We start from the raw sequence: 20,216 nt of genomic DNA, 5'->3' as shown, positions 1-20,216 counted from the left end.
TAATTTTTGTCATTAATATATTTAGAAAAGAAAGGAGGAATATTATGGAGTTAGTGATTAATTCAAGAGGTGCTTATTTAAGCAAGATAGATGAGCGTTTTCAAGTTTCTTTAGGAGGAGTTAAACAGGAGTTTTCAAGTAAAAAGGTTGAACGTATATTAATAACTACATCTACTAGTATTACAACAGATGCTTTAAAGTTAGCTATGGAAAATAATATTGATGTAGTTTTTTTAGAGTTTGATGGAAAACCATTTGGAAGAGTATGGCATTCGAAACTTGGAAGTATTACAACAATTAGAAGATATCAATTGAAGCTTAATGAAATAGAATTAGGAACAGAGTTAGTTAAAGAGTGGATAATTCAAAAAATTGATAATCAGATAGGAGTTTTAAACAAGTTGAAATTAAATAGAAGTGATGAAAAAGTTAAGTTGATAGATACTTCAATAGAAGAAATAATAAAGCATAAAAATGAGATAAATAATATAGAAAATAATATAAGAGGGAAATTAGAAGGGCATGAAGGATATTCAGCAAAGATATATTTTAATACTTTAGGCAAGCTTATACCAGAAAAATATTCCTTTAAAGGAAGGAGTAAAAATCCAGCGGAGGATAAGTTTAATTGTATGTTAAATTATGCTTATGGAATATTATATTCAAATGTAGAGAAAGCATGTGTTATAGCTGGTTTAGATCCATACATAGGAATAATGCATACTGATAATTATAACAAGACAGCACTAGTATTTGATTTAATTGAAATGTATAGGGGATATATGGATGAGATAGTATTTTTGCTTTTTTCTAAAAGAAAAGTTAAGGAAAGTATGTTTGATAAAATTCAAGGTGGTGGTTATTGGTTAAATAAAGAGGGGAAACAATTACTAATAGAGGCTGTTAATAACAGATTTGAAGAAAAAATAAAATATAAAAATAGAATGATTAAACTTAATAATATAATTCAGTTTGATTGTCATAATATTGCAAATAGAATTTTAAATGAGGTATGCTAATGTTGTATTGGGTTATGTATGATATATCAGAAAATAGGATAAGAAATAGAGCTGTTAAAGCTTGTAAAAATAAAGGACTGTATAGAGTTCAAAAAAGTATATTTTTAGGAGAGCTTAATAAAAATGAAAAAGATGAATTAAAAATAATAATGGAAAGATTAGTTGATGAAAGTACAGATTCTATATATATTTTTCCAAGTACAAGGGAATTTATTTATGACACAGATATAATAGGAAATGGATTCGATAGGGAGTTGGTTAGTAATGAAGTCGTGTCAAAATTTATTTGATGAATTTGAAGAATATGTAACACCATCAGAAATAATAGAATTTTTATATTGTCCAAGGTTTACTTATTATATGAAAAATTTAGGTATTAGACAATATGAAGAAAAAAGATTTAAAGTACAATTAGGTAGAGAAAAACATTTAGATAAGCAAAAGGAGAATTTAACAAAAATAAGAAAACGTATTGGTGGAGTTTCAAAAGAGCAAGAAAAATATTTAGTTTCTAAAAAATACGGAATAAAAGGTATTGTAGATGAGCTGTATATTTTAAATGATAAAACTTATGCTCCTTTAGACTATAAATTTGCAGAGTACAAAGAAAAAAATTTTGAAACATATAAAATTCAAATGGCATTATATTCATTAATTATAGAAGATGCTTACAATGTACAGGTAAATAAATTTTTTTTAGTTTATTTAAGAAGCAAAAGTTTGTTAAAAGAAATTGAATTTGAAGATAAATTAAGAAAAAAGGCTGTAAAATATGTTAAAGATTATAAAGAAGTAATGAACGGATATTATCCTAAAGCTACAAAAAATAAGGCTAGATGTATTGATTGTTGCTATAGAAATATCTGTGAAAATTAATATAAATAAGCTCAAAAATAAATAGTTATTTTTGAGCTTATTTTATCCTTATTTTAATGGAATTTTTAATAAATAGAAATTAGATTTCAATACTTATTGTAATGTATTTCTATTTTTAACACTTTTATGGGAAAACATACATAAAAGGTTAAAATAGATTTACATTATTAATATATAGATATTAGTAAAGAATAAAAATATGATATATGTCAATAATACTATATAAAGATTTAGTGAACTATTTAGAAAGGAGGTAAAAATGATTGTAGCAATAAAAAATATTGGAAAATACTTATTGAAATCAGGAGAACAAACGAAAAAGGATATTATAAAAAACTTAGTTGGAACTATAAATGGAAATGCTATTAAAGAAATTTTTTTAATTAATATTACTGATGAAGGAATAAAAACAGAAGTAGAAGAATTTTATGAAGAAATAGTATATAAAGCTTTATTCTTTGAAGCAGGAAATGGTAAAAAAGGTGGAGGGATACGTGCTGATGTCTACTTACAAGAACAAAGAAATAAACTTTTAGATTCTATAAATCGTAGAGTTAAATATTGTGGATTAGATTCATATAGAGATGAAATACAGAAATTAATAATGAACAGAATAGAGAATTACGGTAAGAATTTTTTTGCTGTTCTTTTAATCAATGGAAAATATCCTTTTGAAATTTTAAGTGATAAGTTTTTGGACGATTTTTACAATGTTGATTTTAAAAAGCTTAAGGGAGAGCACAAATGCCATATATGTGATAATAGAGGTGAAGGCTTTAATACAGTTACATTTAAATTTTACACCAATGACAAAGAGGTGTATGGAAATATAAATGAAAAAAATAAGGCTGGTACAGTTATATGTAAAGAATGTCTTGAAAATATTATAATAGGTAAAAAATATGCTGAAAAATATTTAACAACCTATTGGATGGGTAGCAATATAATGTTTATACCTCATGAATTTAATGAGGAAATAGATTATGTATATAGAGATACAAAATTGAATGATGGAGAAAAATTAAATTTATTAGATAATATAAAAACTAATGAAGAAGATGTACTTGAGGAGATAGGAAAAGGAAATGCTGAAACTGATATGATATTCTTTAAGAAAGAAGCGGAAAAGACCTTTGAAATACATCATAGTATAAAATCATTATTGCCATCTAGATTTTCGTTTTTAGCAGAGGAGCTTAGAATGAAAAAGATAAATTTATATTGGTTTATTAACAAGTTAGGTGCAGATAGGTATGGAAAAGATGGATTGGAGCCAACAAAAAAAGAAAGATTTCAATTAATTGATATTATTTTTTCAGGAAAGAAATTCAATAGAAATATTTTCTTCAATAGAATGATGAAACAATATAAAGAAAGTTATTATTCAAATGAAAAAAGTAAATTCAAAATATCAGAAATAAACAAATATTATAACTTTTTAGTTGATTGTGGTTGTATAGAAGGAGGTTTTGATTATATGAGAGAATATGAAAATTACTTGGAAATATTTGAGAATAATAGAAAGTATTTTTCTACTAATGAAAAAAAAGCTTGGTTTATTATAGGTGTTACTTATAATTACATAAATTGGAAGATAAGAAAAAGCAATATTGGAGAAGATGGAAAAATTGCAGATAGAACTTCATTAGATAAGAATTTTTTCTTCTCTAGAAAATTTGATTTTCGTGATTTTATAACTTTTTGTAATTTAATAGATGATAAAATAAGAAAGTATAGAATAAGTAGTGGATATTTAATAGGTATGATTATAGAAGCAAAAGAATTAATGGCTAATAAAGAAAATAAACTTTCAACTGATGAAGCTAAATATCTTTTCTTTTGGGGAATGGATATGTATTTTAAAAAGATTAGTGAAGGTGAAAAGGTTGAGGAGGAATAGGAAATGGCAAAAACAAGAGAAATTTTATTTTTTTCAGATGCAATAATGAGCAATCAAAATGGTGACATGATAAATGATAATAGACCGAGAACAGATGAAACTACTGGAAAACTTGAAATGACTGATGTGAGAATAAAAAGATATGCAAGAGAAGAAGCAATAAATAGAGGTATTAAAATATTTGTTAAACCAACAACAGATGAAAAAGGAAAACAAATGGATTGTAAAAAAGTAGCAGCAAATATAATAAAAGAGGAGTTAGACAAAAAAAAGGATAAATTAGAACAACATTTAAAAGATAATTACTATGATGTTAAGCTTTTTGGAGTAGTTGGCACAACTGATCCTAAGTTTAATGTAATGGGACCATTGCAAGTTATGTGGAGCAAAAGTATTCATGAGGCAGAAGTGAAATTTACACAAGGAACATCGTCGTTTTCATCAGGAGATAATAAAACTCAAGGAACAACATGGTCAAAGTATTATACACCATATGCATTATTTAAAACATATATGGTTTACAATGATATCTGTGCAAAAAGACAAAATATAAATGTAACAGAAGAAGATATGGAACTTTTTAAAGATTTGTTAATTACAGGAGTTAGAAGTTATAAAAGTACTTCTAAAAATCAAATGCCTAGATTACTTTTAGAAGTTATATACAATGAAAATTTTATTGACGGAGAATTAGATTATGTAAAAGTAAATTATGAGAAAAGTGATTTAGAATTAAGAAGTATAGATGAATTTACTTTCGATTTTTCAGAACTAAATAACTTTATTAATATTCATAAAAGTAATATTGATAAAGTAAGAATATATATGCATTCAAAAGTTAAGGCAATAAATATTCCAACTGGCGTTGAAATTTTACCTTTATAAGGAATGGTGAATTTATATGAAAACTATAGTTTTTACAGCAAAGGGTGATTTTGCACGGTTTAGAGTAGCATATACTACTACATCTGCATTAACTTATTCTGTGATTCATCCAATAGCAGTAAAAGGAATGATTGGAGCAATAATGGGTATAGACTACTCAGAATTATATGAATATACAAAAAATATGAATATAGGAATACAAGTTCTAGAGAAAATTAATAAGGATACACAAAGTTTTAATTTAATAGCACAAAGCGATTGTAATGATGCTGCTAATTTTCAATCAAGAGTTGAATTTTTAAGAAATGTAAAGTATAGGATTTTTTTAGAAGATGAAGATGATAAAATAGAACAAATTGAAAGAATTATAAAAAATAGAAATTTTCAATTTACACCGTATTTAGGATGCAGTGAACATATTGCAAAAATAGATTTTGAAAGAGTAGTTAGAAAAGAAAGTATAGAACATGCTGGAACGTGCGATACAGTTATGCCTAAAGAATTTGTTGGAGATATAACTTATAATAGACTCATTTATTTTGATAGAATACCTATAAAAAATTCTAATACTAGAGAGTACACAAAATATGAAAAGGTTATATTCTCAGTAAAGGAAAAATTAAATATTAAAAAAATTAAATTATACAAAGTAGGGGATTTTAATGTGTACTTCTTTTAAGTTACTTTCGCATAGCAATTTAAAGAACAATGAAAATCAATTACTAGTTGACCATTTAAATGGCGTTTCAAATATAATGTGCAATTTAGCTTTAAATAGTGGAATAAAAGATAAAGAGTTTTTAAAAATATTAAAAACAATAGGTATTTGTCATGACTTTGGCAAGGGTAGTATTTATTTTCAAAAATATTTAAAAAATGAATACAATGGTTGTCTTAAAAATCATGGAGAAATATCAGCATATTTATGTTATTATCTATTGCCTAAAAAATGGAAACTTTATGGATTTATAGCAGTAAAAAGACATCATGGAAATATAGAAATTGATAATAGTTTTTTTCATCCATTAGAAAAAGAAAATTTGAAAAAGATAATAACGTCATTAAAAGAGAATATAAATGAATTGAATGATATTTACAAATGTGATTTAGGTGAATTTTTTAAAAGAATGGATGATGGTTCATTAGTCAATGAAGTTAAGAAAGTTGCTAAAAAAAGAGAAAGAAGATTTAAAGATAATAATATAGAAGTTATAGTAGAGGAATTTGTTAATTTTCAATATATATGGTCAGTACTATTAACAGCAGATAAAACTCAGCTAATAAGAGGAAGCGAGTTTAAAGTGAAAAATCAAATAGGTGAAGATATTTGTAGAAAGTATAAAGAAAAAATAAGGAAGGAGTTAAAAGAAAAAAATATCGGCATAGAAAAGAGTGCATTATTTAATATTAGAGAAAATATTTATAAGAGTTGTGTAAATTTTATAGATGAAATGGATATATCTAAAGATAAAATATTATCAATAAATGTTCCAACAGGAACAGGAAAAACTATAGCAGTTTATGGAACGGCATTAAAGTTGAAAAATGTTATAAGATATAATACGAATATAGGACTTAAAATAATATATTGCCTGCCGTTTACAAGTGTTATAGATCAGAATTATAATGTTCTAGAAGAAATGATGGAGTATTATAATATGAATATTTCAAGTGAATTGATGATGAAGTACCATTCTTTGTGTGAGATTGAATATAAGGATGATGAAAGTAAGCAATATATAGATTTCGATGGGAAATTCTTATTTGAAAATTGGCAAAGTAGCATAATAACAACAACTTTTATACAAATATTTAATGTTATTTTTAAAAGTGGTATAAACTCAATTATTCATAGATTTCATAATTTAGCAGGCTCAATAATCATCTTAGATGAAGTTCAAGCCATTGACCCTAAATATTATAAAATTATTGAAATAGTGTTTAAAATATTAACAGAAAAGTTTAACTGTTATGTTATAACAGTAACAGCAACTAAACCTCTATTTTTAAGAGGTAAGGAATTAATACAAGATAATGAAAAAATATTTAAAATGATGAATAGGATAGAATTTCATAACTTTACAGATAAAGAAACTTCTATTGAAGACTTTAAAGTAATAATTAAAAATGATATTAATGAAAATAAAGATAAAAGTTTTCTTTTTATAATGAATACAATAAGTTCAGCAAAAGAAATAAAAAATTTTTTAGATAGTACAGGTGATAAAAGAAAGATATATTATTTAAGCACTGAATTGTTGCCTATACATAGATTAGAGATAATAAATAATATAAAGTTATCAAAAGAAAAAACAATATTAGTTTCTACTCAATTAGTAGAAGCAGGAGTTGATATTGACTATGATGTAGTTTATAGGGATATTGCACCACTAGATTCTATAAATCAAAGTGCTGGAAGAGCAAATAGGAATGGAATTGAAAGTAAAGGAATATTAAATTTGTATAGATTAGTTGATATGAATGGAAGACCTTATTACAAGATATATTCCAATATATTACTTGAGATAACATTAGAACTTTTTAAAGATAAAAAAGTGATAGATGAAAAAGATATATTTAAGTTAAATAGTGAATATTTTAATAAAGTATATAAAGTAACAGAAAATAAAAGTAATGAAGTTTCAAATGAATTTATTAATGCAATGAAAAATATGAATTTTAAGTATATAAGAGATAATTTTAAATTGATTGATGATGATAATTTTAAATTGATTGATGATGATAATTTTAAAGTTGATGTTGTAATTAATTATGATGATGAGGTCCAAAGAAATATTAGTATAATAAAAAATTCAGATAATTATTTAGAAACTGTTAATGCATGGAGAAGATTGAATCAATATAAAGTTTCAGTTAGTAAGAAGTTGGTGAGTAATCTTTATGAGACTGATATTGGAATAAATTTATTAGATAAATGTCATTATGATAAAGAAAGAGGGTTAGTTCTAAAAAAAACTAGTTTTTTTTAGAAAATATTATGAATGTAAATGTAATAAAAGTAACATTTGAAGACTTAAAAACAAGTGCAAGATTTAGTGAGAAGTTACGAGGCTTTTTGGGAAATAAATACAAGGGAAATACACTTTTACATAATCATTGTGGTAAACAATATATATATAGATATCCTTTAGTACAATATAAAGTTATTAGAAAAACACCAATGATTATAGGAATAAATGAAGCTATTGAAGATGTTTTTAATATTGGTAAAAATGATGATGAGTTTTTAATAGACGGCAAAGAAAATATAACTTATCGTAAAAAAATAATAAAAGAAGAAGTAGAGTTCGGTTGTTATGATGATTATATTAATTATAAATTTCTAACACCTTGGATAGCTTTAAATCAAAAAAAAGTTTTAGAATATGAAAAGTCAAATTTATTAGAAAAGGAAGAGATATTAAAGAAAGTTTTAATAGGAAATTTAATATCTATGTCTAAAGGTTTAAATTATACTGTAGATAAACAAATTAAATGTTGGATTAACTTAAGTGAAAAGGAAGTTATGCTTAAGGGAATTAAACATATAGCATTTGTTGGAGAATTTAAGACAAATTTTATAATACCAGACTATTTAGGAATTGGAAAATCTGTATCAAGAGGATTTGGTACAGTTGAGAAACAATAATAAAATATATACAATGCAAGGTGTATGAAGTTTTAATACACCTTGTTTAAAATAAATAGCTATTAAAACAAGGATTATAATACAACAACATGTGATGTATTTAAATATGTAATGCTAAAATTTGTTTTAAGTACAAGTATACAGAAGAATAAACATTGAAAAATCAATATGTTGGTGATATGATAAGGTATGTAAGGTGGACAGAAAATGATGTAAAAAAGCATGTACTAAAACTAAAAAAGTAACATTCTAAGCTCGTCTTACATAGCTTATAAATGGCTAAAACAAAGGGAAATATGAAAAAATGCTATTTAAATATAAAATCCATTAAAACAAGGATTGAAACTATAAACCTAACTATAGCAATATATAGCTTTCTCATATTTAAATATAAAATCCATTAAAACAAGGATTGAAACAGTAAAGTATGCTATAATTAAAGTACTTTAATTGAAGATTTAAATATAAAATCCATTAAAACAAGGATTGAAACAACGTATCTTTCCAAAACTCATTAGGTTCTAAAACATTTAAATATAAAATCCATTAAAACAAGGATTGAAACTGGAAACATGTTCTGTGGGGTTAAAGGATGCTTCAGATTTAAATATAAAATCCATTAAAACAAGGATTGAAACTGTCTTGTGTAACTTGAAAGCTTTTAGATGCATTACATTTAAATATAAAAATCCATTAAAACAAGGAAAGGTAAAGAATGCAATTAAGATTTACCTGCTAAAACAAAATATAAAATACGTATAGTCTTAGATATATCAACATCTAAGGCTATTTTCTATATAAATAAGTATAAAAACAAAAGTCTCTTGTAAATAATTAAAAACAAAAATATTTCCAAAAGTAATAAAATTAATATATGGTATAAAAAGTAAAATAGTATATTATAAAATTGTAGAGATAATTTTATGGGGGGATAGTTTATGGATAAGGTGATTGAGGAGAAGGCAAGGATATGTTTTGGAGAAGATGTGTCGTTAAAAAGTCTAGTGAGGCTTTTAGGTGGAGCACAGAAGCATGTTTATTTGGGGATCTTAGATGATGGATTTAAGTTTGTTGTTTATGTGTGGGATAAGAGCACTAGTTATTTTTCAGATTGTGAAAATGAAATTGATGATGTATTTTTGTCTAGCAGTGCTTTGATGTTTGAACTAAATAATAAGTTAATGGTTGAGCATGGGATAAAGACACCAAGGTTGTATTATATGGATGAAGGTTTTGAAGAGCCAGTTTATGCATTGGTGGAGTATATTGATGGTGTTGATTTGGATTATGTATTAGAGAAACAACCGGAAAGGACCAATGTAATTTTAAAATCTTTAAAGAGAAATCTTGATGCTTTACATGAAATTAAAAGTAGTAAAGTAGGGCAATTGAATAATTTTTTAGGAGAAGATTTTGATCCTGTTGAATATTGTTATTGTGTGGCTTTGAAGAATGTGGATTATCTTATAGAGGTTGATGAAGAAAATGCAAGTTTATATTTACAACTAAAGATAGTATTAGAGAATTTAATGAAAAATATAGAAAGAAGATGTGATTTTAGGTTTATTCATTCAGAGTTAGGTCCTAATCATGTAATGATAGATGATGAGGATAATGTATATATGATAGATATAGAGGGAGCAAGGTTTTTTGATTTAGAATATGAGGAAAGCTTTTTGAAGATTAGATTTAATGATAATTATAAATATTTAAAGAGTGATAATTTAGACGAAAATAGAATGAAGTTTTATCACATATTCCATTGTTTTGGAAATTTATCTGGGGCTTATGAACTTTTAGCTAAGAATTATTATGACAAAGATGATGTTTTAGGAATGATAAGTTATTTTAGGAATGCTATAAAAGAACTTTGTATACAAAATAAATAAGTATGTAGGAAGTTTCTATTTTAAATTCATTATGAAAAAATAAATAGTTTGTAGGTGGGGTTATGAAAAATGGAATTATTTTTGATTTGGATGGGACTTTGTGGAATGCATCTTTACAAGTAGTACCTGCTTGGAATAGTGTGCTTAGACGATATAGTGAACTTAATAAGCAAATTTGTATTGAAGAAATGCAAGGGTTTATGGGGAAAACCATATCAGATATTGCTAGAATAATGTTTCCTAATATTAAGTTAGAGGAAAGTGTTAAAGTGTTAGAGGAATGTTGCAAAGAAGAGCAAGTTTATTTGCGTGAACATGGCGGAGTTTTGTTTTCTAATTTGGAAGAAACGTTAGAAATTTTAAAAAGAGATTATAATCTTTATATAGTTAGTAACTGTCAAGATGGATATATTCAAGCATTCTTAGATTATCATAATTTGAATTGCTATTTTGATGATTTTGAGATGTCAGGTAGATCTGGAAAATCAAAGGGTGAAAATATAAAAATAATAATGAATAGAAATGAATTAGATAAGGCAGTATACGTTGGAGACACACAAGGAGATTTGAATGCTGCTGATTTTGCAGAAATTCCATTTATATTTGCATCATATGGATTTGGAAATATAGATAGAAAAGAAGTATTTATAAATAGTATTTCAGAAATTCCTAAAATAGTCAAAAGAATCTTATGATAGATAAAGAAGTAGCATAGGGAATATATGAAACTATTATAGATAGACTTTTAATGGTCTATCTATTGTTTTATAAAGAAATAAATTTTTATAGATTTTATGACGAAAAAAATTATGAATATTAAAATAAATTTGAATAAAGTATAATATTCACATAAAATAAAATTGTATGTTAAGAATTTATGGTTTGAATAGGGGGATGTGTTATGTCAGGTAATTCAATTGCAGTGACATTAGTTATAATGTTTTTGATAATTATGAAGCTTGCTAAGTGTTTGAATAAGTATAAGGACAAGAGTGAGTTAAGGTTTATATGTGTTTTTTGTTTTTTAACTGGTTTAGTTTTGATGTCATTTATAATAGGAGAATTTGGTTGGTTAGATTTGGTCCTTTATATAGTTGCTTTGTGTTTTGATTTTTATGGAGTTGTTACAGGTGTTCAAGCTATAAAAAGAGCAAATATAAAAGAACCATAGTAATAGAACAAATTTAATTATTTCATTTACTTGTACTAATGCATTAGTTATAATTTGGTTAATGGTAATAAATTGAATAAATTTAAATTAAAGGAGAATTTATGAGTTATAAAAATTTTTATGAATTTGAAGAACAGTATTCAATGATTTTTTCTGAAAAGAAGTATGATGAAGGTTTAAATATGCTTCTTCATGCAAATGAACTTTTGCCAAAAGATGAGTATGAAGAAAATTTATTTGAACTTATGATTGATGAGTCTAGAATATATACTCGTACCAATAATACTGAGAGCTGCATTAATCTTATAAAAAAAGCTCTTGAAAAGGGTTATTTATTTCCACTACATTGGTCAAATTTTAATTTACTAAGAAAACATCCTGAATATGAGTATCTTAATAATTTAAATACAAAAATACTTGGACAAGCTAAAGAAAATTCTAAGTTTAAATATGAAGTGTACCTTCCCAAATCTTATGACTCAACAAAAAAATATCCGTTATTCTTTTGCTTACATGGTGATGGGTTTCATTGCAATATGAAAGAAGCTAGATGGTGGTGGAAGCCTGATGTACTTTTAGAAAAAGGATACATAGTTGTATATCCGCAATCATCACAAATGTATTTTCATAATAGCTTTGGTTGGCTTAGTGATCCAGAGTTATCAAGAAAAGAATTAAAAAATTGCTATGAAGAGTTATTATTAGATTATTCTATTGATGAAACTTGTGTAATAATTGGAGGATTTTCTGGTGGATCAACTACTTCTATTGATGTTGCATTTGAAAATGCTATACCAGTAAAAGGAGTTATTGCATTATGTCCTGGTGATTATTTAGATAGAATAACACTTGAAGACACAAAGAAATTAGAAGAAAGAAAAACAAAAATAGTTATATTTGAAGGAGAAAATTCAATTGATCCAGTTGTTAAGCATGTTTTAAAATTATTTAATGAAGTTGGAATTTTGTATGAATACCATATTAATAAAGGAATTGGTCATGAATATCCTAGTGATTTAGATGAAAAAACATTAAAGGCTATGGAATTTATAGTTGGTAAATAGGTTTGAAGAAATCAATATAACACATTAATAATAAGTATATTTTTATATTTAAAGAAGACTTTTAGCTTTTATAGCTAGAGGTCTTTAATTTTGTGTTTAATTAGAAATTTTGTTGATTGGTATATCTAAAGATGAAACAAATAAACTTAAGCAAGGATACATTCCCGTATCAAAGACTGCCAAGACTGAAGTCTCAGCTACGAAGGAAAACAGAGATTGGATTGAAAGTCCCAAAGTTTGTAGGCGAGAATTTATTCTTGCAAAGTGTTATTCTAATATATTATTTTAAGAATGAGATGCCATGTCAAAGACCGCCAAGACTGAAGTCTCAGCTACGAGGAAAACAGAAATAAAATTAAAAATCCCAATCTTTGTAGGCGAGAATTCATTCTTGCAAAGTGTTATTTTAATATATTATTTTAAAAATGAGATGCCATGTCAAAGGCCGCCAAGACTGAAGTCTCAGCTACGAAGGAAAACAGAGATTGAATTGAAAGTCCTAAAGTTTGTAGGAGAAGTTTTAATTTTGCATGATGTTATTTTTTATTTTTGTAAGAATTTAATTGGATGTGGCAATAATTAATATAAATGAGTTATGGTTATAAAAATTTAGGTGAGTTTTAAGAGTATGTTTAGTTTTGTTATAAATATAGAATTTTGTAAAATTTTGAGTTATAGTTATGATATAGAATTATAGGTTATATAGTTTTAGTTTATATTTTTAATGTGTGATTTTATTAATTGAGATAATTAAGTTTATGGTTAAACATAATTTTACTTTGGAGATTTGACAATGTGATGTTTTTAAGGGAGAGATGTTTATGATAGGTAATAAGTTTGCTAGGGTTTTGGTTTGGTTGGTGAATATATTATTTGTAATAGTTATTTTTATTTTTTCGACTTATGGTATTTTGATAAAAATTTTAACATCTTTATTAGTAGTTGTAATTAATGATTATTTAATGGGTAATGTTATAAAATCTATCAATGCAGAACTTAAAAAGATGAAACTTAAGAATTTCCATTATTTAAGTATAAATCCTAAATTACAAATAGTTATAATTATAAGTAGTTTAATTACTGGTTGGATTATAGCAGGTATTCTTGTATTAGGATTAGATTATGAAAGAATGAATTTGCCATTGTTTATATGTTTATCTATACTGGTTTTGGTTGTTTTTACAGATAGGCTTTATGGACCTAAACTTTCAGTATATAAGGGTAAGAATGAAGTTAAATACACACTTGAACATGGAGATAGAAGCGGTACGAGTGTTTTTGGGCGAAGAGTTGGTAGTTACGAAGATGGTATTGTTTTAGATGAACTTATTATAAAAAGTGACGATATATTGACAACACAAGTTAATAATGAAGGTTTTTTAATAAAGCTTAGTGAGAATAAAAGTGTAATGATTATTGATAAAAAAGCACAAACATACTTGGAAAATTCAATAAATAGATTTAGATAAGAGAGCAGAAATGCTCTCATTTTTATTGTATATATTTAAGGCAACAAGTTTACACTTTAAAAAGTTTCAAAAATTTATTGGAGTGTAAAAAAAATCGATAAATGTTGAAAGAAATGATACAAATAATAATTTAAATTTGATATATAAGTAATTTATGTATAAATTTATATATACAATAGGAAAAGAAACTAAAATAAAAATGGATGTATTTAACATATATCTAATTGACTTTAAGTCTCATTTAAGTTTTAGAAGTATATGTTTTGAAAAATTCAATAAATATATATAAAGTTTTAATATTTTGTATATTTTATATTTCATTGTAATAAGAATAAATATAAAAAAACTATATCTTTTTAATAAAAATTTATTTAAAAATTACCTTATATAATGGTATATAGGAACTCATACATTAAAATTTAACTATAAAATTTTACAATATAAGGTAGAAAATATGAAAAAATATTAATAAAAAGTTTCCTTTTTAGTAATAGTTTTTTTATTCAAATTGACTTTTGGGTGATATATAATTAAATTAAACCAAAAATACCATATAAAGGATGGGGATGGTCATGTTAAATGAGCAAGAAATAAAAGAAGTAGAGGATATACTAGAAGAATACAACTACAATAAAGCCTCTATTATTGCTATTATGCAAGATATTCAAAAGAAATATCGTTATTTACCAGAAGAAGTGTTATGTTATATTGCGAAAAAATTAAAAATTAGTGATGCAAAAGTTTATAGTGTGGCAACATTCTATGAAAATTTTTCATTACAACCTAAAGGAAAGTATATTATTAAAATTTGTGACGGAACTGCTTGTCACGTAAGAAAGTCAATTCCTATATTAGAGGAGTTTAGAAATATATTAGGACTTTCAGAAAGTAAAACTACAACAGATGATATGATTTTCACTATTGAGACTGTATCTTGTTTAGGTGCATGTGGACTAGCTCCAGTTTGTACTGTAAATGATGTTGTGCATCCAAGTATGACTAAAGACAAAGTAAGAACTTTAATAAATGAATTAAAGGAGGATACAAAAAGTGAGAATTAATAGTAGAGAAGAGTTAAATGAGCTTAGTAAAAAATATAAAAAAGCTTTAGATATGCAGCATAAACAAATATTAATTTGTGCTGGAACTGGATGTGTTGCTGGTGGTTCTTTAAATATTTATGCAAGACTTAAAGAACTTATAAAGGAAAGAGGACTTAAACTTGATGTTATATTAGAAGAAGAGCCACATGGCGAGAGTATAGGATTAAAAAAGAGTGGATGTCATGGATTTTGTGAAATGGGACCACTTCTTAGAATAGAACCAGAAGGATGGTTATATATAAAAGTTAAAGTAGAAGATTGTGAAGAGATTCTTGAAAAAAGTATAATTGGGGAAGAAGTAATAGAACGTTTAATTTATAAAGATGATGTAAAGAGTTATAGCAAACAAGAAGAGATTCCTTTTTATAAACAACAAAAACGTGTAGCGTTAGAACATTGTGGTCATATTAATGCAGAATCAATTAAGGAATATATAGCAGTTGGTGGTTATAGTGCTGCAGCTAAGGCACTTTTTGATATGACTTCAGAAGAGATTGTAAAGGAAATTTCTGAGGCAGGACTTAGAGGTAGAGGAGGCGGTGGTTTCCCTACAGGTAAAAAATGGTCTCAAGTTTTAAGTCAAGCTGAACCTGAGAAATATATTGTTTGTAATGGTGATGAAGGTGACCCAGGTGCATTCATGGATAGAAGTATGATGGAAGGTGATCCTCATAGAGTAATTGAAGGTATGATTATAGCTGGTGCTGCTACTAAAGCTAATAATGGTTATATATATGTTCGTGCAGAGTATCCACTTGCAGTTAAAAGACTTAGAATAGCTATAGATATGGCTAGAGAAAGAGGTCTTTTAGGAAAAAATATTTTAGGTTCTGGTTTTGATTTTGACATACATATAAATCAAGGCTCAGGAGCATTTGTATGTGGAGAGGGTAGTGCCCTTACAGCATCTATTGAAGGTAATAGAGGTATGCCAAGAGTTAAACCACCTAGAACAGTAGAACAGGGATTGTTTTCAAAACCTACTGTATTAAATAACGTAGAAACATTTTGTAATGTTCCTTTCATTATTAATAGAGGTGCTGATTGGTATAAAACTTTTGGTGTTGAAAACAATTATGGAACCAAAGCTTTTGCACTTACAGGCAATGTAAAACATACAGGTCTTATAGAAGTTCCTATGGGAACACCTTTAAGAAAAGTAATTTTTGATATAGGTGGGGGAGTTAAAGAAGGAAACTTTAAAGCAGTTCAAATAGGTGGTCCATCTGGTGGATGTTTATGTGTAAATGAAGGACATCTAGATTTGGATTTAGATTTTGATTCTTTAAAGAAAGTTGGAGCAATGATTGGTAGTGGTGGACTAGTTGTTATGAATGACAGAAGTTGTATGGTTGAAGTTGCTCGTTTCTTTATGAACTTTACTCAAAATGAATCTTGTGGAAAATGTGTTCCATGTAGAGAAGGTACAAAGAGAATGCTTGAAATTTTAACTGATATAGTTGAAGGCAGGGGAACAATGGAACATATTGCGCTTTTAGAAGAATTATCTGAAACTATTTCAGCTACTGCTCTTTGTGGACTTGGAAAGAGTGCATCACTTCCAGTTAAGAGTACTTTAAAATATTTTAGAGATGAGTATATAGCTCACGTTGTAGATAAGAAGTGTCCAGGTGGTGTATGTAAGGCATTGATGTCTTATAAAATAGATGAAAATAAATGCAAGGGATGCTCTAAGTGCGCAAGATTATGTCCAGCAGGAGCAATAACTGGTGAGATAAAGAAACCTTATACCATCGATAATTCAAAGTGTATAAAATGTGGTGCTTGTATGGAAGGTTGTTCATTCAAGGCTATAGATTTAGTTTAATTTAGAAGGGATGGTAGAAAGTATGTCTAAGTATATGATTATTGACGGCAATAGAGTAGAGTTTGATAAAGAAAAGAATATTTTAGATGTAGTTAGAAAATCTGGCATAGATTTACCTACATTTTGTTATTATTCAGAATTGTCTATCTATGGTGCTTGTAGAATGTGTGTTGTTGAAGATGAGAGAGGCGGAATTATAGCTTCTTGCTCTACACCACCTAAGGATAAAATGTCTATTAAAACTAATACTCCAAAAATAAATCAACACAGAAAAATGATTTTGGAACTTTTATTAGCATCTCACTGTAGAGATTGTACAATATGTGAGAAGAATGGAAAATGTAAACTTCAAGAATTAGCGTTAAGATTTGGTGTTAAAAAGATTAGATTTAAAGATACACATAAATTACAAAAATTAGATACATCATCAAGAGCAATAATACGCGATCCAAACAAATGTATTTTATGTGGAGACTGCGTTAGAGTTTGTAATGAAGTGCAAAATGTTGGAGCTATAGATTTTGCATATCGTGGACCTAAGATGGAAGTAAGTCCTGCATTTGAAAGAAAACTTTCTGAAACTGATTGTGTAAGTTGCGGACAATGTGCAGCAGTTTGTCCAACTGGAGCGATTATTGTAAGAAGTGATGCTGCAAGTGTTTGGGAAGCTATTTATAATAAAAAACAAAGAGTAGTAGTACAAATTGCACCAGCAGTACGTGTTGCTTTAGGTGAAGAGTTTGGAATAAAGCATGGCGAAAATGTTATGAATAAGATAGTAGCTGCTATGAGAAGAATTGGTTTTGATGAAATTTATGATACATCTTTAACTGCTGACACAACTATTATAGAAGAAACAAAGGAATTTTTAGAAAAGTTAGAATCTGGTGACAATAGTTATCCATTATTTACATCTTGTTGTCCAGCTTGGGTAAGATATGTGGAAACAAAACATCCAGAGCTTATGAAGTATGTATCTTCTTGTAAATCACCTATGCAAATGTTTGGTAGCATAGTTAAAGAATATTTTAAAGAAAGAGATGAAAAAGAAGGAAAGGAAACTATTTCTGTTGCAGTTATGCCATGTACAGCTAAAAAATCAGAAGCTGCTAGAGAAGAATTTGTAAGAAATGGCATTAGAGATATAGATTATGTAATTACAACAACAGAATTATGTAGAATGATTACTGAACTTGGAATCAAATTTGATGAAATAGAAGCAGAAGCTCCAGATATGCCGTTTTCTGTACACTCAGGAGCTGGTGTTATATTTGGAACTACCGGTGGAGTTACAGAAGCAGTTATACGTGGAGTTGTTGAAGATAAGAGCATGAAAGCACTTAAAAATATAGAGTTTATAGGTGTTCGTGGAATGGATGGTATAAAAGCTCTAGAACTTCCTATGGGAGATAAAACACTTCGTATAGGTGTAGTTAGTGGTCTTAACAATGCAGAACAATTAATTGAAAGAATTGAAAGTGGAGAAGAACACTTTGATTTTGTTGAAGTTATGGCTTGCCCAGGAGGATGCATAGCTGGAGCAGGACAACCATTTAGCTTTAGTAAAGTTAAAGAAGAAAGAATGAAAGGACTTTACAAAGACGATAAAGTTACAGAAATAAAGAGAAGTCAAGAAAATCCAATGATTACTTCACTATACAATGGACTTTTAAAAGACAGAAGTCATGAATTACTACATGTTCATTATGGAAAATGCAATAAATAAATTCTTTTATCAATTTTCAATTTCTCTTCGTAGCCGAGGTTTCAACCTTGGCGAACTTTGATATGGACTTGAAATTAGAGGTAATATATGTAAAATGACGTTATGCAAGAATAAATTCTCTGCTATAAACATTGGGACTTTTAATTTTATTTCTAGTTTCTTCGTAGCTGAGACTTCAGTCTTGGCGGACTTATGATATGGATGTAAAATTAGAAGTAATACATTAAAATGACGGTAAGCAAGGTTAAAACCTCGCCTACGAAAGTTGGCTTTTGATTTGATATCCTTTGTAGCCGAGGTTTCAACCTTGGTGGTTTTTGATACGGGAAGATATCCTTGCTAATATTTATTGCTCTAGATCTAAAAATACCAATGAACAAGAGGGACAGACATATTATATGCTAATTGCCTTTTTATAATGGATATCCCTTTTAAAAGAGATATTTATCAAGACAAGTAGAGTCAGTCCCAAACAGATTGTAAATTGAAAAGTAATATGAATAACGTTATACAAGAATGAATTCTCGGCTACGAGGGTTTTGGCTCATTCGTAGCTGAGACTTCAGTCTTGGTAGGTTTTGATGTGAATGTAAAATAAGAAATAATATATTAAAATGACGGTAAGCAAGGTTAAAACCTCGCCTACTTAATTAATTGAAAGTTGAAAATTAAAAATTGAAAATGGTGGAAAATATTATTCATCCCATTGACAATATATTTAATTCATAAACTGTAGCTGAGACTTTAGTCTTGGCGGACTTTGATGTGGATGTAAAATTAGAAATAAATATGTAAATTATAAAAAGCTAAGTCAAATTAAGATTGTTTTGACTTAGCTTTTTCATTGAGTTTTACTCTTCTAATGTAATTGTTTTGCTGTTTATTTTAACTTTAGATTCACTTAACCAATTGACAATTGCATCATCTTCATTAGAAACATGATATATGTTTTTAGGTTCCATGGATTTATTAGTGTTGTCTGTTAAATCACAACTTATGATAGGTGGATTAAAATTGTCTTCTATAATATAATTAATTATTGTATATTTTCCAGTAGGTGATGTAGATTCACTAATATAAGTAGTTCTAGGAATATTTGTCATATTACTGTTTAAGTTTTTTACAAGTCCGTAAGTAATAATAGAAATTATAAAAACTATTAAAAACGGAACATATTTTTTTATATTTTTCATTAAGTTCTCTCCTTATAATTTATTTATCATAAAGTATGCTCTTTTTATCCTTAGATTTAATTACAATAAATAAAAATAGAATAATTAAAAAGGCAAGATTATTAAAAATATTACATATTGAAGAAACATAATTTCCTACTAAATTGTGTTCATCAATGTAAATACCATAATTAAAATCACTCAAATTCGAAATAAAAATAAAGAAAAATGAATTTAAAATGAATAAATAACTTGGAATTTTATTTGAACTTTTGGATTTTATCATATAAATTAAATGCAATAAAAAAATAAAAGAACATATATAAATATAAATTTCAAAGTTATAAAGCATAAATATCCTCCCAATACTTTATAAAAGTATACCATTTTCTAAAAATAGATATATATTGAACTGTTATTTTAAAACTTTATGGTTTATATTATTAAACATACATAGTGCTATTT

17 protein-coding genes and 1 CRISPR repeat array are annotated in these 20,216 nt (G+C 26.8%); of the genes, 16 read left to right on the top strand and 1 reads right to left on the bottom strand.

Annotated elements, in window-relative coordinates; genetic code table 11:
- Nucleotides 1-44 precede the first annotated feature (44 nt).
- The 16 genes from cas1 to BN346_RS02290 all read left to right on the top strand — a co-directional run bounded on the left by cas1 (nucleotide 45) and on the right by BN346_RS02290 (nucleotide 18,579).
- On the top strand, nucleotides 45-1,019 hold the full coding sequence (gene cas1, locus BN346_RS02370; protein WP_034438966.1) for a CRISPR-associated endonuclease Cas1: 975 nt from the start codon (nucleotides 45-47) through the stop codon (nucleotides 1,017-1,019).
- Nucleotides 1,019-1,309, top strand: coding sequence for a CRISPR-associated endonuclease Cas2 (cas2, locus tag BN346_RS02365; protein WP_034438965.1), 291 nt, complete (start codon nucleotides 1,019-1,021; stop codon nucleotides 1,307-1,309). The genes cas1 and cas2 overlap by 1 nt, the downstream gene beginning before the upstream one ends.
- Complete coding sequence (cas4, locus tag BN346_RS02360; RefSeq protein WP_034438963.1) at nucleotides 1,284-1,895, top strand: CRISPR-associated protein Cas4; 612 nt, start codon at nucleotides 1,284-1,286, stop codon at nucleotides 1,893-1,895. The genes cas2 and cas4 overlap by 26 nt, the downstream gene beginning before the upstream one ends.
- 259 nt (nucleotides 1,896-2,154) lie before the next feature.
- A complete protein-coding gene (locus BN346_RS02355; RefSeq protein ID WP_034438961.1) occupies nucleotides 2,155-3,795 on the top strand; it encodes a TIGR02556 family CRISPR-associated protein in 1,641 nt (546 codons plus the stop codon).
- 3 nt (nucleotides 3,796-3,798) lie between these two features.
- Nucleotides 3,799-4,680: a type I-B CRISPR-associated protein Cas7/Csh2 gene (cas7b, locus tag BN346_RS02350; RefSeq protein WP_034438959.1), complete on the top strand. Its 882-nt coding sequence runs from the start codon at nucleotides 3,799-3,801 to the stop codon at nucleotides 4,678-4,680.
- Nucleotides 4,681-4,696: 16 nt separating this feature from the next.
- A complete protein-coding gene (gene cas5b, locus BN346_RS02345) occupies nucleotides 4,697-5,359 on the top strand; it encodes a type I-B CRISPR-associated protein Cas5b (protein ID WP_034438956.1) in 663 nt (220 codons plus the stop codon).
- Complete coding sequence (locus tag BN346_RS02340) at nucleotides 5,343-7,670, top strand: CRISPR-associated helicase/endonuclease Cas3 (RefSeq protein WP_034438953.1); 2,328 nt, start codon at nucleotides 5,343-5,345, stop codon at nucleotides 7,668-7,670. The genes cas5b and BN346_RS02340 overlap by 17 nt, the downstream gene beginning before the upstream one ends.
- Nucleotides 7,671-7,678: 8 nt before the next feature.
- On the top strand, nucleotides 7,679-8,329 hold the full coding sequence (locus BN346_RS02335; protein WP_034438951.1) for a CRISPR-associated endonuclease Cas6: 651 nt from the start codon (nucleotides 7,679-7,681) through the stop codon (nucleotides 8,327-8,329).
- 309 nt (nucleotides 8,330-8,638) lie between these two features.
- Nucleotides 8,639-8,968: a CRISPR direct-repeat array (repeat unit 38 nt; unit sequence ATTTAAATATAAAATCCATTAAAACAAGGATTGAAACA).
- Nucleotides 8,969-9,267: 299 nt separating this feature from the next.
- Nucleotides 9,268-10,218, top strand: a complete 951-nt coding sequence (locus BN346_RS20350; protein ID WP_051539908.1) for a phosphotransferase — start codon at nucleotides 9,268-9,270, stop codon at nucleotides 10,216-10,218.
- A gap of 62 nt (nucleotides 10,219-10,280) precedes the next feature.
- On the top strand, nucleotides 10,281-10,913 hold the full coding sequence (locus tag BN346_RS02325; protein ID WP_034438949.1) for an HAD family hydrolase: 633 nt from the start codon (nucleotides 10,281-10,283) through the stop codon (nucleotides 10,911-10,913).
- A gap of 206 nt (nucleotides 10,914-11,119) precedes the next feature.
- Nucleotides 11,120-11,389 (top strand): hypothetical protein, encoded by a 270-nt coding sequence (locus tag BN346_RS02320; RefSeq protein WP_034438948.1) that lies wholly within the window; start codon nucleotides 11,120-11,122, stop codon nucleotides 11,387-11,389.
- A gap of 101 nt (nucleotides 11,390-11,490) precedes the next feature.
- Nucleotides 11,491-12,453, top strand: coding sequence for an alpha/beta hydrolase (locus BN346_RS02315; RefSeq protein ID WP_034438946.1), 963 nt, complete (start codon nucleotides 11,491-11,493; stop codon nucleotides 12,451-12,453).
- Between the two features lie 821 nt (nucleotides 12,454-13,274).
- Nucleotides 13,275-13,922 carry a hypothetical protein gene (locus BN346_RS02305; RefSeq protein WP_034438942.1) on the top strand — a complete coding sequence of 216 codons (648 nt, stop codon included), beginning with the start codon at nucleotides 13,275-13,277 and terminating at the stop codon, nucleotides 13,920-13,922.
- A 566-nt stretch (nucleotides 13,923-14,488) separates the two neighbouring features.
- Nucleotides 14,489-14,983, top strand: coding sequence for an NAD(P)H-dependent oxidoreductase subunit E (locus BN346_RS02300; protein WP_034438940.1), 495 nt, complete (start codon nucleotides 14,489-14,491; stop codon nucleotides 14,981-14,983).
- Entirely contained in the window at nucleotides 14,973-16,853 is a 1,881-nt protein-coding gene (locus tag BN346_RS02295; RefSeq protein ID WP_034438938.1) for an NADH-ubiquinone oxidoreductase-F iron-sulfur binding region domain-containing protein, read from the top strand. Before BN346_RS02300 ends, BN346_RS02295 begins: the two co-directional genes overlap by 11 nt.
- A gap of 22 nt (nucleotides 16,854-16,875) precedes the next feature.
- On the top strand, nucleotides 16,876-18,579 hold the full coding sequence (locus BN346_RS02290; RefSeq protein ID WP_034438936.1) for a [FeFe] hydrogenase, group A: 1,704 nt from the start codon (nucleotides 16,876-16,878) through the stop codon (nucleotides 18,577-18,579).
- An 851-nt stretch (nucleotides 18,580-19,430) separates the two neighbouring features.
- Here the strand turns inward: BN346_RS02290 and BN346_RS02285 are convergent.
- Nucleotides 19,431-19,772, bottom strand: coding sequence for a DUF5412 family protein (locus BN346_RS02285; protein WP_034438933.1), 342 nt, complete (start codon nucleotides 19,770-19,772; stop codon nucleotides 19,431-19,433).
- Nucleotides 19,773-20,216: the final 444 nt, after the last annotated feature.

Source organism: Clostridium ihumii AP5, from assembly GCF_000612845.1.
GTDB lineage: Bacteria > Bacillota > Clostridia > Clostridiales > Clostridiaceae > Clostridium_J > Clostridium_J ihumii.
The sequence above is the reverse complement of the archived record's forward strand: the minus strand, read 5'-3'. Positions and strand labels throughout refer to the sequence as shown.

Excerpts from the sequence above, each read along its gene's own strand:
- cas1 (WP_034438966.1), top strand. The coding sequence starts at position 45 with ATGGAGTTAGTGATTAATTCAAGAGGTGCTTATTTAAGCAAGATAGAT.
- BN346_RS20350 (WP_051539908.1), top strand. The coding sequence starts at position 9,268 with ATGGATAAGGTGATTGAGGAGAAGGCAAGGATATGTTTTGGAGAAGAT.
- cas5b (WP_034438956.1), top strand. The coding sequence starts at position 4,697 with ATGAAAACTATAGTTTTTACAGCAAAGGGTGATTTTGCACGGTTTAGA.
- BN346_RS02290 (WP_034438936.1), top strand. The coding sequence starts at position 16,876 with ATGTCTAAGTATATGATTATTGACGGCAATAGAGTAGAGTTTGATAAA.
- BN346_RS02320 (WP_034438948.1), top strand. The coding sequence starts at position 11,120 with ATGTCAGGTAATTCAATTGCAGTGACATTAGTTATAATGTTTTTGATA.
- cas4 (WP_034438963.1), top strand. The coding sequence starts at position 1,284 with ATGAAGTCGTGTCAAAATTTATTTGATGAATTTGAAGAATATGTAACA.
- cas2 (WP_034438965.1), top strand. The coding sequence starts at position 1,019 with ATGTTGTATTGGGTTATGTATGATATATCAGAAAATAGGATAAGAAAT.
- BN346_RS02335 (WP_034438951.1), top strand. The coding sequence starts at position 7,679 with ATGAATGTAAATGTAATAAAAGTAACATTTGAAGACTTAAAAACAAGT.
- BN346_RS02355 (WP_034438961.1), top strand. The coding sequence starts at position 2,155 with ATGATTGTAGCAATAAAAAATATTGGAAAATACTTATTGAAATCAGGA.
- BN346_RS02340 (WP_034438953.1), top strand. The coding sequence starts at position 5,343 with ATGTGTACTTCTTTTAAGTTACTTTCGCATAGCAATTTAAAGAACAAT.
- BN346_RS02300 (WP_034438940.1), top strand. The coding sequence starts at position 14,489 with ATGGTCATGTTAAATGAGCAAGAAATAAAAGAAGTAGAGGATATACTA.
- BN346_RS02285 (WP_034438933.1), bottom strand. The coding sequence starts at position 19,772 with ATGAAAAATATAAAAAAATATGTTCCGTTTTTAATAGTTTTTATAATT.
- cas7b (WP_034438959.1), top strand. The coding sequence starts at position 3,799 with ATGGCAAAAACAAGAGAAATTTTATTTTTTTCAGATGCAATAATGAGC.
- BN346_RS02325 (WP_034438949.1), top strand. The coding sequence starts at position 10,281 with ATGAAAAATGGAATTATTTTTGATTTGGATGGGACTTTGTGGAATGCA.
- BN346_RS02305 (WP_034438942.1), top strand. The coding sequence starts at position 13,275 with ATGATAGGTAATAAGTTTGCTAGGGTTTTGGTTTGGTTGGTGAATATA.
- BN346_RS02315 (WP_034438946.1), top strand. The coding sequence starts at position 11,491 with ATGAGTTATAAAAATTTTTATGAATTTGAAGAACAGTATTCAATGATT.